Origin of the sequence: Luteolibacter sp. SL250, from assembly GCF_026625605.1 — a bacterium.
Taxonomy (GTDB): Bacteria; Verrucomicrobiota; Verrucomicrobiia; order Verrucomicrobiales; family Akkermansiaceae; genus Luteolibacter.
In genome coordinates, this window is record NZ_CP113054.1 from 3,378,202 (window position 1) to 3,390,712 (window position 12,511).

The window sequence follows — 12,511 nt, forward strand, 5'->3', positions numbered from 1 at the left end:
ACCGGCGGCATTGGCAGACTAAGGTAGAGAAATCATCGGGTATTGGTTGTCGGGAAATCGAAGAAGGCTGACCGCGAATGTTCCGGAACGGGCGAATCTTGAAAAGAGGACCTCATCCTTCATGCGCCAATGCCGCCGGAGGACAGGAGTGTCCTCCCTCCTTACTGGAAATTTGCCTTCCAAAAGCCACAGGAACGGAAAAACTCCCACAAAATCCAACGTAACCCATCCTTCATGCAACGCCGTCATTTCCTCAAAACCACCCTCGCCACCGCAGCGGCTTTTCCCGCCGTCCTCAGTGCCCAGGAAGCGAAGCCCAAGAAAAAGATCCTGCTCCGTTCCTCATGGCAGACGGTGAACATCGGCGATATCGCCCACACCCCGGGCATGCTCCACCTGCTGGAGAAACACCTTCCGGAGTACGACGTCACCCTGTGGCCCAGCAGCGTGGACAACGGCGTGGCGGAGATGCTCATGAAACGCTTCCCGAAGCTGAAGATCATGGGAAAGACCGCGGCGGAAAAGGAAGAGGCATTCAAAACGCACGACTTCCTCCTCCATGGCTCCGGCCCGGGCATCGTCGGCCAGAAACACCTCATCGAGTGGAAGGAAAAGACCGGAAAGCCCTACGGCATCGGCGGCGTCACCTGGGGCTATTCCGAGGAAGGCCTGCAGGTCATCAACGGCGCGAAGTTCGCCTTCTTCCGTGATTCCGTTTCCCTCGCCCTGGCGAAGAGCAAGGGTGCCACCTGCCCGATCATGGAGTTCGGCCCGGATGCCACCTTTGCCTGTGATCTGGTGAATGACGCGGCCGCATCCGCATGGCTCAAGGAAGTGGGCCTGGAGGAAGGCAAGTTCATGTGCTGCATCCCCAAGCTCCGGAACACCCCCTACTGGGAGATCAAGAAGGGCACGAAGTTCGACGAAAAGAAACACGCCCGCAACGAGGAGATGAAGGAGCACGACATCTCCCCCCTCCGCAACGCCGTCATCGCCGTGGTGGAGCAGACGGACATGAAAATGCTGCTCTGCCCGGAGGACGCCAGCCAGATGAAGCTCAACAAGGAGATGATCTACGACAAGCTCCCGGAGAGCGTGAAGAAGAAGGTCGTCTGGAGGCAGGACTACTGGCTGACCGACTTCGCGCAGAGCGTGTACAACCGCAGCGCGGGACTTTTCGGCAACGAGCAGCACAGCCCCATCATGTGCATCGGCCACGGCATTCCGGCCATCGTCTGCCGCTACAAGGAGCAAACCTCGAAGGGCTTCATGTGGAAGGATATCGGCCGCTCCGAATGGCTGTTCGACCACGACTACGATGAGGCCGAAAAGGGCCTCACCCCCGCCGTGCTGGCCATCGCCAAGGACCAAGCCACCGCGAAGGCGAAGGCTCTGCAAGCGAAGGCTGTGGCAGACGATCGCATGAAACGGATGATGGACGTCCTGCGCGCGGAGCTGGAAGGCTGATTTCCAGAGACTTCGACAGGAGCATGAGGTGCGGAATCCGTTCCGGCCCTCATGCTCTTTTTTTATCCGTGAGGGAGATCGTTCTGCCATCTGAAGTTATTCACGGCTATTCACAGGTTATTCACATACCTCACAATAACCATTGGTGGTCCGCATGTTGCAGCGTTATTACCAGCTATCCACAGGATATTCACAATCCCGCTGCACCCGTAGGACCGCGTCGCAACCGCCCCTGAAAATCCTCAACCGACCGTCCTGAAAGCCGGATAGCTCAGCTCCGCTTCACACGGCACCCCGTCGAACATCCAGCCCACCAGACGTTCCGCCACGGCTGGGGCGTAGAGGGAGCCTTTCGAGCCGAGCCCGTTGAACATCCAGTTCCCGTCCTCCAGCGGTCCGATCAGCGGCTCGCTGCGGCGGAGGATCGGACGGATACCCGCCACGTGGTCCACCACCTCGAAATGCTCCCCGCCCAGGCGGCGGACGATCTTTTCCACAAACTCCCTGCCTTTCTCCGTCGGCTGCCCGTCCAGCTCATCCCACTCATACGTTGCACCGGCCCGAAACTTCCCGTCCCCGATGGGCACCAGCCAGCCGCCTCCACCGACGCGGATGCGGGACTCATCCCAGCCAGCCGCCCGCACGGTGAGGATCTCCCCTTTCGCACAACGGGAGGGGCCGTATTTCCCGGAGATCAGCCCGACCGCGCCTTCACAGAAAATCTTCGTCCCCTCCGCAGAACCATCCCCCTTCCGGTAGATGCCCCGCCGATGGAAAAACTCCCGTGAGGCCTCCGTGAAAAGCCGCGTGTCCACCCGGCCTCCGCCGGTCACCTCCACCGCACCCATCCAGCCGTCCGGCGCATCCACCACTCCCTCCACCCACGGTCTGACTTTTTCCTCCGTGAGCTTCGCGGAAATTTTCGTCCATTCCTTCTCCGACGCCGCCAGCCTCAGCACCGGCAGCGGATGCCAGAGCGTGAAGCCCAGCTCCCGTTCCACCCGCGCGTAAAATGCCAGCGCGTCAGGTAGAAATTCCGCGATCCGCCAGCTCGGCTCGAAATTCTTTCCCGTCACCGGATTCACCAATCCCGCCGCGACGCGTGACGCCCCACCTTCCTCCCGGTCGATCAGGGAAAACCCTTCGCCCCGCCACCACAGGTGCCAGGCCACGCAGGTGCCCGCCAGTCCTTGTCCGACGATGACGGGACCGCCGCTCACTTCGGCATCAGCGCTTCGTTCGGGTCCACCCAATCCGCATCATAGCCCTTGGTGTAGTTAAACAGGTGCTTGTGCAGATACTCGAAATAGACCTCTTTCTCGTCCTTCTTCAGGCGGGTCCAGATGGCGATGTTGAGGGAGCGCGCGACCTTCATCTTCATGGCCAGGGTGAGCTGCCGTCCCTTGCGCGCCTTCTGGACCTGCTTGTGGTTCAGTTGCTCCGGAGAGGCCTCCACCATCTCATGGTTGGTGATCTTCCAGCGCTCCATCAGCGCGTCCAGTGGTTGGGTTCCGTGGTCCCGTGTCGGCTCTTCCATCGCTCCGTCTAGACCGCCTCCGCGGAAATTCCAAGCCCCAACCCGGGCAAAAATCTATCCCGCCCGTTCCGCCACCGGCCTTTCCATCCCAGTACCACGGACCACTCTCTTCTGCTCTTCCAGCACCAGCGCCGCATCGGAGAATCCCAGCGAGATCCGCCGCATCTCTTCGGCCGCCTGCTGGAGATCCCTGTCGCCCAGCCTGTGGATCATGGAAAGCGTCTTCTGCAAGCGCACCCCCACCTCCACCATGGATGCTCCGTCACGCGCGATGGAGCCGAACGCGTCATAGACCAAGTCCATCGCCTGAATCTCCGGAACATGGACGCTGCGGTACTTCACCTCCATCCCCCTGGCTTTCCTCCGGGTCTTCACCCAGCCGTGGAAAAGCTCGACTTGGATGGCCAGGATGGCGATGGCGGTGCCAGGATCATTCACCGCCGGGGAAAGCGCGCGATCCGCCACCTCCGAAAGCAGCAACATGGAAAAACGCGGATCCGCGGAGGTGGAGCGCACGTTATCCATCTTCAGACACCGGGCGATCTCCTCCAGCGTTTCCTCCGGAATGGCTGTCTGACCATCCACCACGCCAATGATCTCCCCCTCCGGAACATAGGCCCCGGGACGCACATCCAGCCAGATGCGCACATCCAGCTTCCGGGCATGTTCCTGAAGCTCCTCCATGTCCACATACTGGATGTAGCCGAAGCCCATCGCGCGGAAGTCCCGTCCCGGGCCACCTTCCGGACGTTCCGTGCCGGTCTGGACCGCGCCTCCCAACAGGTCCGCCAGGTCGGGATTGGTGAGCGCCACCTTCGCAGACCGTTTCACGCGTTCCAGCGTGTCATCCAGTTTCCCCAACCGCGAAACACGGTCCACCCAGTGCAGGAAAGAAACCAGCACCCAACTGACCAACAGGACAAATCCGACGAAAAGCATGAACCGCCCACCCACGCCAAAGTTCATCGCGCTGAGGGCGGTGATGGACACCACCGCATAGATGAACGACGCCAGGAAAGCCGCCAGCGTGGACTGCACCGCCGTGTCCCCCATCACGATGCTGGTCGCGCGCGGACTGGCGGAGCTGGCCACCGAGCCGAACGCCGTCGCCACCGCCGATACCGAGAAAGTCGCCACCGTGAGCATGGATGACGCCAGGATGGAGAACAGGTTGATGAGGGTGTCCTTTTCGATCTTCACCCTCATGTCCGGCGGAATCGCCGCATCTGCCATGAACGACAGGCAGACCCATAGCACCGCCGCGGCACTCAGGATGACCGGCCGCACCCACAGCTTCGAGCGGGTCTTTTCGAGATAGAATCGGAGTTTCGTCATGGGCTTCCTATCTGACAGCGTGGAGCAAACAACCATCCGCGCCATTCTTTTTCGGATTGGAGAAACCAAGAATTCGTTCCACTGCCTCTATCATGATCTGGATTCAGGCCTGCCGGGATGATAATCCAGCCCTACTCCACCCACGCATGCCAACGCCTCTGTCAGAAAAATCCACCATCGGAGAAATCCGCGACCGCTTCGACCACGACGTCGAACGGTTCAGCCAGCTCGAAACCGGCCAGCAGGCGACCATCGACGCGCCGCTGGTGCTGGACCTCATCGGCGCGGTGGCGAAATCCCACCTGCGGCGCGGGGACCGGGTTCTGGACCTGGGATGCGGGGCGGGTAACCTGACGCTGAAGCTCATTCATGAGGTGGGGCCGCTCCGCTGCGACCTGGCCGACCTCAGCCTGCCGATGCTGGAGCGTGCCCGGGAGCGGGTGACCGCCGCCGGTTGCACCTCCGTGGAAATCCATCACTCCGATCTGCGGGATCTCGATTTTCCGGAGGGAGCGTTCGACTGCATCACCGCTGCGGCGGTGCTCCATCACCTGAGGGAGGATGAGGACTGGAGGGCCGTTTTCCGCGCGATCCACCGTTGGCTGAAGCCCGGTGGCAGGCTGTATGTCTCCGATCTGGTCACCTTTGATGAAGCTGCGGTGCAGGAGGTAATGTGGCGGCGCTATGGCGAATACCTGGAGGCACTGGGCGGCGCGGACTACCGGGACAAAGTGTTCGACTACATCGACAAGGAGGACTCCCCGCGTTCCCTGCCCTACCAGATTTCATTGGTGGAGCGCTGTGGTTTCCAGTCATGGGACATTCTGCACCGGAACAGCGTCTTCGCCTGCTACCAGGCGATGAAAGTGGAGTGAATCCCAATGCGCTTGAGGATTATGGACCGCCTACCGGAAAGGTCCGGCATTTTTTAACCACAGATTTAAGGATTAAACGGATTACACGGATTGAAATGCAAAGGGTTTTCTGAAGAAACCAACCCGTGAGATTCTTCGAACCGTGCCCATAGAGAGCTTCGCAACCGGTCGATAACCGAGTAGTCGGAACCATGCCTGGCCCCCAACGCGTTCCGCCATCCTTCCATGCCCTGTGGAAATTCGGCGCACCGCTTTCCTTGGTCGCTCTCCTGCTGTCCGGAGGCTGTGCCGCGCAGAAAGACGAACTTGTCACGCGCAACAACATCCAAGCCGTGATCGAGAGCGGCTGGTCGGAATCACCGCGCCGCCCGAAGAGAAAACTCCATCCCGAAATCGAAAAGGCGTTCCGGCTGGAAAAGGAAGCGGATACCTTCGTGGAGATGACCTCCGACGGAAGATTCGGCATCGGAATCACAGACCACAACGGAGGGCGTCTGGATTTCCAGCCCGATCAACTGATCCTTCACTTCTATCAGCAACGGCACAAGAATCTGGTGGTCGTCTGTTTCCACAAGCAGGTATGGCCGGACGAAGTCCTGAAGGAACGGATCGAGTCCACCAACCGCTACTTCTTTGACCGCGGCTACCGGCGGGTAGTGATCCAGCAATACATGGGCTTCGGAAGGCCCACGCATTCGGACCGCAGACGTCCGTGAGGTGACCGTTGCCTCAATCGTCAAAGAAGTGCCGGCCGATTCCTGAGGCAGGTGTCCGGTGGTCCGTCTCCCAATAGACATCCCCGCTGATGTCGGAGATCTCCGGCGGAGGTTGGGCGTCGGCCCACTTCACGGCGTCCGCCGCCTCTTTCTTCGCCGCAGTGCGGATCACCTCGTACATCGCTTCCGTGGCGATGCCCTCAGCGATGAGCCGCCGGAGCCAGAGATTCACCAGATCCCGGTGCTCTTTGTGCCAATCGATTTCCTCTTTTGTCCGGTAGCGGTGGCTCATCGCATCCGCGATCGTGAAGCCGAAGTAACGATAGGTGGAGATTTCCAGAAGGGTGGGTCGCTGCTGTTCCCTAGCCCGCCTCATCGCGGAATCCAGAGAGGCTCGGACGGCATAGATGTCATGCCCATGGCAGTGATCCCACGCCATGTCATACATCTCCGCCCTGCGGCCGAGGTAGTCCTTGAAGGCGGAGGAACGCTTCACGGAGGTGAACATCGAGAATCCATTGTTCTCCACCACGTAGATGACAGGCAGCGAGAACAGCGCGGCGAGGTTGAGCGTCTCATGAAACACCCCTTGGTTCATCGCGCCGTCCCCCATAAAGCAAACAGCGACACCCGCTTGGTTCCGGTATTTCATGGCGAACGCGAAACCGGCAGCGAGCGGTGTCTGGGCGGCTGCGACACCATGGATCCCCCAATGATGATGCGTCGGGGAGCAGAAGGAAAACATGCCGCCCTTCCCCTTGCAGGAGCCGGTCTTCTTCCCCATCAGTTCCGCGAGGCACTCCCTCATGGTCAGGCCACGCATCACGGCGAAGCCAAGCCCCCGCACGCCGCCGATGGTGTGATCCTGCGGTTGCAGCATCGAGCACACCGCCGCCGCCCCACCCTCCTGGCCGATCATCAGATCGAGGAAGCCTGCCATCTTTCCGGCATTGTAATACTTCATCGCATGCTGCTCGAACACCCGCGCCCGCACCATGTCCGTCAGGATGCGCAGCTTTTCCGCCGCGGTGAGTGCCAGGTTGCGCTCCGCGGTGGCGGCTTGCCAGAGATGGTCGTCGCCCTCCTCCATGGCATGAACCATCGTCCGGAAGACATGGATGGTTCAATGGAAAACACCTTGTGCTGTTGAGCCGTTGCAACGCGGTGGACAAGAGTGTCCACCCTCCTTACTGAAGAGTAATGCAAACCGGGAACTCCGGCCGCAGGATGTTCGCGTTCCTGTTCGCCCTCATTGCGGTGGCTCCGTTCGTCACTTCGCTCGCCGTGTCCGTGTTGCCCTCCACGGCGGTGCTGGTCTGTGCTTTTCCGACCGCTTGGTTCCTGTCCCGCCACGATGGCAAACGGTGGATCATCTCCATCACTGTGGCGGGCCTCCTCGGCGGCGGACTGTTGGGCCACCTGCTGGAGGATATGGAAGGGATCGTCGTGGGTTCGTTGATCGGCCTCGTTTCCGGGGCCGTCGTGGGATGGGGCACGCTGCGGTTGCTGAAGATCCTGCCGGACAAGTGGGGCGTGCTCACGGGATGGTCGTTGCTCGGCATCGCCTTCACGCTCGTGCCGCTGCTGGCGGGGATCCGACTGCTAACAGGAAAGATCGATGACGACGAGAGCCCGTTCATCCTGCTGGCGATCGCCTACGGGGTGCTGCACGGCGCGCGCAAAGGATGGTGGGAACATCCCCTGTCATGGCAGCGCGTTTGGGACGCGGTGATGGACTGGCTGCGTTTCTGGTCCGGTTGGCGGGCGTTTCCCTGGGTGGCCGCCTTTCTCATCGCCTACCTCACCGCCGGACCGGTCGGGGAGCATTACTCGGTGGAAGAGGGGGAGAATCTTTCGATCCGACTGCTGGCGGTTTCGTATGTCTGGCCGGTGTTGCTCAGCGTCGCGGCGCTGGTGAGCCTCGCTGCGTCAAGCAAGGGGCGGAATTTCCGGAATCCGCTGCACGTGCTGCTCTGCGGGGTGGTGCTGGTGCTTTCCGCTCACTCCATGATCCGCTGCGCACGCCATCATGTCTTTGTGAGTCCCACCCACCTGGAAGTGCGCGGAGGGCTGTGGAAATCCATCCATCTTTCCCGCGCGGACGCGACGGAAGTCCGAGAGGAGCCTCTGCGGGGACGCCGGGTTTCCAGCAGCTTCCCGGTCATCATCACCAGGGATGGAAAGGAACATTCTCTGCGCGACATCCCGGACAGCCACCTGATCGAATCCTATCTGGTGGAGCGGTGGAAGCTCCCGCATTCGCCATTGGGGCCACGCTGACGCACGCCGCTCTTGCCTCCCGCCGGGTCCGGGGCAAGGATGCCGCATGCCTGACGCCACCTATGTCCGCGACGCCTTCGCCCGCATCGCGGACCGCTATGTCCTGACCAACCACGTGCTCAGCATGGGCATGGACATCTGGTGGAGGAAGGTGGTCACCTCACGCATCCGCAAGTGGAAGCCGCAGTCCCTGCTGGACGTGGCGAGCGGCACCGGGGACCTGGCTCTGGAGATCCAGGAAGCCTGCCCGGATTGCGATGTCACCGCGTCCGACTTCTGTGCGGAAATGCTGGCCCACGCGGAGTCCCGCGGGCTGGTGAAGACCGTCGTCGCGGATGCGCTCAACCTGCCGTTTCCGGACCGTGCTTTTGACGTGGTGACCGTCGCTTTCGGCCTGCGCAACATGGCGGACTACCCGGCCGCGCTGCGGGAAATGAACCGCGTGCTGAAGCCGGGCGGACGGCTGGTGATCCTCGACTTCTCCCTGCCGGAGGGTATCCTCCGCGCCCCCTACCGCTTCTACCTCCACAAGATCCTGCCGAAGCTGGCCGGTGCCCTGACCGGGGAAAAGGACGCCTACGAGTATCTGGGCGGGTCCATCGAGCAGTTCCCCGCCGGCAAGGCGATGACGGACTTGCTGGAAACCTGCGGCTACACCGCCACGGACGCGACGCCGCTGACGTTCGGCGTGGTGTCCGTCTATGAGGGGACGAAGGCTTAGGACTCAAAACACCTCCAGCACCATCAGCGGCGGAGCATCCAGAGAGTCCCCCGCACGCAGGCCGACCAGTTTCCGGTAGAGCGGGCTTTCCGGAGTGAGCAGGATGATTTCCGCCCCCTCGTGCATGATCTCCAGCCCTCCCGCGACGGGGGCCAGCAGGAAATACCGCGTTTCCTCCCCCTGCTCCACCTCCACCAACGCCCCGGCGTCGATGCTGTCCTCCATGCTGTAGTCAGGGAGGGAAAGGCCGTCAAAAATGCGCACCGCTTCCGCCAGATCCTCCACTTGCTTCGCCTGGCCGGACGCGAGGTAGGATGCCTCCAGATTCCGCGTGTCATACTTGCTCTCCGCCTTGCTGCCTGGGTCGGTCGCGGCGGCGTGAGCCTCCATCGCCGCCTTTGCCAGCCGGTCCAGCCTGTCCCTAAGCTCCACACGGATCTTTCCAAGAATCTCTGTCTTCATCAACGGACGGACAGCCTTGCGTCTGGGCGGTCCGCGCGCAAGATCGGATCATGCCGACGCTCTACGCCTACAAAAACTGCGACACCTGCCGGAAAGCCAGCAAATGGCTGAAGGAAAATCAGATCTCCCACGAAACGAAGGCCATCCGCGAGACCCCGCCATCTGTCGCCGAACTGAAGGCAGCCCTCAAGGCCAACGGCGGGGACCTGCGGAAGCTCTTCAACACCTCCGGCGGCGACTACCGGGAAATGGGCATCAAGGACCGCCTTCCCGGCATGACGGAGGAGGAGGCGCTGGATCTCCTTTCCCAGAACGGGAATCTGGTGAAACGCCCTTTCCTCATCGGTGAAGGGGTGGCACTCAATGGCTTCAGCGAGGCGGCCTGGAAGGACGCCTTGGCCTGATGGAAGCCCTCTGCATCCGCGTTGACCATCCCGGGACGGCCACCTAGAGTCGCTTCCGAGATGCCGATCAACCAATACGCCAATTCCTTCGTCTGCGACCTGGTAGCCTACGAAACGGGCAAGCCCATCGACGAAACCGCCCGCGAGCTGGGGCTTGATCCGGCCTCCATCGTCAAGGTCGCCTCGAACGAAAACCCGCTGGGCCCCTCTCCGAAGGCGAAGGCCGCCATGCGTGAGGCACTGGAGGAAGCGAACCTCTATCCGGACGGCGCCGGCTTCCGCCTCCGCACCGCCATCGCGGAGAAATATGACCTCGGTCTGGAGAATGTCGTCATCGGCAACGGCTCCAACGAGATCATCGAACTGCTCTGCCACTCTTTCCTGAACCGCGACGCGGAACTCATCGCCGCGGAGCACGCCTTCGTCGTCTACAAGCTGATGGCGACCCTCTTCGGCGCGAAGTATGTCGAGGTGCCGGACCCGGGTTTCATCCACGACCTGGAAGGCATGGCGGACGCCATCACACCGAACACCCGGCTGGTTTTCATCGCCAACCCGAACAATCCGACCGGCACCGTCGTCGGCCAGGAGGCGATCGACCGCTTCATGGAGCGCGTGCCGGAGCATGTGGTCGTCTGCTTTGACGAAGCGTATTTCGAGTTCCTCGACGAGCCGTTCGACACCCTCAAGTTCGTCCGCCAGAACCGCAATGTGGCGGTGCTTCGCACCTGCTCGAAGATCCACGGCCTCGCCGCGCTGCGCGTCGGCTACGGACTCTGCGGCAAGGATGTGGCCGCCATCCTCCAGAAGGCACGCCAACCTTTCAACGTGAACGCGATCGCCCAGGCGGGAGCCGTCGCCGCCCTGAAGGACGACGAGCACGTCGAACAGACCCGCGCCGTGAACAAGCAGGGGCTGGATTTCTACGAAGCGGCATTCCGCACCCGCGGGCTGGAATTTGTCCCCAGTGTGGCGAACTTCATCCTCGTGAATGTCGGGGACGGTGACCGTGTTTTCAAAGAAATGCTGAAGCAGGGCGTCATCGTCCGGGCCATGCGCGGCTACAAGCTGCCGGACTGGGTGCGGATCTCCATCGGCACGGCGGAACAGAACGCCCGCTGCCTGGAGGTGCTGGATTCCGTCCTCACCCCCGTCGCGGTTTGACAGATTGATTCATTTTCCCTAAGTAATTTTTCGGGAAACCGCCCCCATGACCGATCCTACCCTCCCTGCCAACGTCAGAGAATTCCACTGCTACCACTGCAGGGGGAAGATCCGCATCCCCAAGGACCTGCCGCCCACCACGGGTCCGTGTCCGCACTGCCAGAGAACCATCACCTCTCCGGCCCCGGAGGCCACCGCGCCGGCCACCTTCCTGCCACCTGCTCCTGTCAGCCATCCAGCCGTCCCGCAACAGGCTGCCCGCGAGGTTGCACCGCTGCCAGCGCAGGCCCAACCGTCCCCGGCCGCACCTGTCCAACAGTCCCCTGCGGCCCCGGTCCAGAACCATCCCTCCGCACCGGTTTATCAACCTCCTGCTACACCGGCGTACCAGCCTCCCGCGGCACCGGCCTACCAGCCTCCACCACAGGAACAGCCCCCTGTCTCCCCACCGCAGCCTCCCCAGCCGCAAGCGGCCAAGCCGGCACCACCCGCCCCTCCGGAGCAAGCTCCCGCTGCGCCCGCGCCTTTGCCCACCCGGACGGCCTCTTCCCGGAAAAAGGAAACGAAGGAAGAGCCGAAGCGTTCCTCGTCGTCGGCAGTTCCCGCCATTTTCCTCGGTTGCCTCCTGCTGGCCATCGCTGGCGGCGCGGGCTACCTTGTGTTCAATGAGATGACCGGAAAGCCGGTCGCTCCTCCAACCCCCACCAAAGTCCAGGGTACCTCACTTTCCGAAAGCCAATACCTGCGGGTGGGATGGAAAAAGGACGCCTATGCCGTTCTGGGAAAATTCCTCGCTGCGACCACCGCTGAAGGAAAACTCCCCCACATCATCAACGGCGAGCAACTGCGCCCCCAGGTGGAGGCATTCTACGGCGGCAGTGTCATCAACGATCAGGACACACCGATCGACGCCTTTTCCGTGCGGGAGTTGAGCGAGGAAGACCGGAAGCGCGGCATCTTCATGCTCGAGTTCGAGCAGCCGCCGCAGTTCGAAATGAAGGAGTTCTTCCGTCCGCTGGCCACGCTGGAGATCCAGTATGGCATGGATGAAGCTGACCTGCTTTTTTCGACCATGGCGCGGGTGGAGAACTTCGCCACCGAGCCGGTGCGGGCGACCGCCCTTTTCAAGAGGACCCCTGACGGACTCAAGCTGGACTGGGAAACCTTCGCCCAGACGAAGTACCGCACGTTCGCCAACCTCATCGAGCTTCCTGAAGCCGACCAGGGAGGCGTCTTCCGCGTGATCATTTCAGAGGATGTCCCGGAGGCTGGACGCACCCTGCCGGCGGGTATCAAGACCTACCGCATCTGGGATCCTTCCTCACCGGAGACCAGCGCCCGGGTGAACGTCAACATCGACTCGGAAATCGGGCGCTCGCTCTCGAAGATCGACTGGCGCGGCAAAGAAAACCGCCCCACCAACAGCACCGCCACCATCGAGCTGAAATGGGTCGGCGCGGACCAACCGAAACTGGAGATCACCCGCTTCATCTGCTGGGAGTTCCTCCACCTCGGTGGAACCGAAACGGCCGCGGCTCCCCGCTGATCCC

General features: G+C 61.8%; 13 protein-coding genes. 8 read left to right on the forward strand and 5 right to left on the reverse strand.

All coding sequences use genetic code 11. From position 1 onward, the window contains the following. Window positions 1-234: 234 nt before the first annotated feature. Entirely contained in the window at window positions 235-1,467 is a 1,233-nt protein-coding gene (locus OVA24_RS14810; protein WP_267670684.1) for a polysaccharide pyruvyl transferase family protein, read from the forward strand. A 242-nt stretch (window positions 1,468-1,709) separates the two neighbouring features. On the opposite strand, the gene OVA24_RS14815 is transcribed toward OVA24_RS14810, so the two are convergent. The 3 genes from OVA24_RS14815 to OVA24_RS14825 are packed head-to-tail and all read right to left on the reverse strand — an operon-like array spanning window position 1,710 to window position 4,339. Beyond that, window positions 1,710-2,687 (reverse strand): NAD(P)/FAD-dependent oxidoreductase, encoded by a 978-nt coding sequence (locus OVA24_RS14815; RefSeq protein WP_267670685.1) that lies wholly within the window; start codon window positions 2,685-2,687, stop codon window positions 1,710-1,712. Then, window positions 2,684-3,004, reverse strand: a complete 321-nt coding sequence (locus OVA24_RS14820; RefSeq protein ID WP_267670686.1) for a hypothetical protein — start codon at window positions 3,002-3,004, stop codon at window positions 2,684-2,686. Before OVA24_RS14820 ends, OVA24_RS14815 begins: the two co-directional genes overlap by 4 nt. A gap of 54 nt (window positions 3,005-3,058) precedes the next feature. Then, the gene (locus tag OVA24_RS14825; RefSeq protein WP_267670687.1) at window positions 3,059-4,339 is read right to left on the reverse strand and encodes a DUF2254 domain-containing protein; all 1,281 of its coding nucleotides are present in this window, start codon (window positions 4,337-4,339) and stop codon (window positions 3,059-3,061) included. A 146-nt stretch (window positions 4,340-4,485) separates the two neighbouring features. Between OVA24_RS14825 and OVA24_RS14830 the strand changes: the two genes are divergently transcribed. After that, window positions 4,486-5,214, forward strand: coding sequence for a class I SAM-dependent methyltransferase (locus tag OVA24_RS14830; protein WP_267670688.1), 729 nt, complete (start codon window positions 4,486-4,488; stop codon window positions 5,212-5,214). Window positions 5,215-5,405: 191 nt separating this feature from the next. Then, window positions 5,406-5,930 (forward strand): hypothetical protein, encoded by a 525-nt coding sequence (locus tag OVA24_RS14835; RefSeq protein WP_267670689.1) that lies wholly within the window; start codon window positions 5,406-5,408, stop codon window positions 5,928-5,930. Window positions 5,931-5,943: 13 nt separating this feature from the next. On the opposite strand, the gene OVA24_RS14840 is transcribed toward OVA24_RS14835, so the two are convergent. Further along, entirely contained in the window at window positions 5,944-7,032 is a 1,089-nt protein-coding gene (locus OVA24_RS14840) for a thiamine pyrophosphate-dependent dehydrogenase E1 component subunit alpha (RefSeq protein ID WP_267670690.1), read from the reverse strand. A 98-nt stretch (window positions 7,033-7,130) separates the two neighbouring features. Between OVA24_RS14840 and OVA24_RS14845 the strand changes: the two genes are divergently transcribed. Together OVA24_RS14845 and OVA24_RS14850 are read left to right on the forward strand one after the other, a co-directional pair. Beyond that, entirely contained in the window at window positions 7,131-8,210 is a 1,080-nt protein-coding gene (locus tag OVA24_RS14845; RefSeq protein ID WP_267670692.1) for a hypothetical protein, read from the forward strand. A 46-nt stretch (window positions 8,211-8,256) separates the two neighbouring features. Then, a complete protein-coding gene (locus OVA24_RS14850) occupies window positions 8,257-8,931 on the forward strand; it encodes a ubiquinone/menaquinone biosynthesis methyltransferase (RefSeq protein ID WP_267670693.1) in 675 nt (224 codons plus the stop codon). A gap of 3 nt (window positions 8,932-8,934) precedes the next feature. Here OVA24_RS14850 and OVA24_RS14855 read toward each other — a convergent pair whose 3' ends face one another. Continuing rightward, window positions 8,935-9,393, reverse strand: coding sequence for a hypothetical protein (locus tag OVA24_RS14855; RefSeq protein WP_267670694.1), 459 nt, complete (start codon window positions 9,391-9,393; stop codon window positions 8,935-8,937). Between the two features lie 50 nt (window positions 9,394-9,443). Here OVA24_RS14855 and OVA24_RS14860 point away from each other — a divergent pair, with 50 nt between their 5' ends. From OVA24_RS14860 to OVA24_RS14870, 3 genes are read left to right on the forward strand one after another with little or no spacing between them, the layout of a single operon-like run. Then, window positions 9,444-9,797 (forward strand): arsenate reductase family protein, encoded by a 354-nt coding sequence (locus OVA24_RS14860; protein ID WP_267670695.1) that lies wholly within the window; start codon window positions 9,444-9,446, stop codon window positions 9,795-9,797. A 60-nt stretch (window positions 9,798-9,857) separates the two neighbouring features. After that, complete coding sequence (hisC, locus tag OVA24_RS14865; protein ID WP_267670696.1) at window positions 9,858-10,961, forward strand: histidinol-phosphate transaminase; 1,104 nt, start codon at window positions 9,858-9,860, stop codon at window positions 10,959-10,961. Window positions 10,962-11,007: 46 nt separating this feature from the next. After that, window positions 11,008-12,507, forward strand: a complete 1,500-nt coding sequence (locus OVA24_RS14870) for a hypothetical protein (RefSeq protein WP_267670697.1) — start codon at window positions 11,008-11,010, stop codon at window positions 12,505-12,507. Window positions 12,508-12,511: the final 4 nt, after the last annotated feature.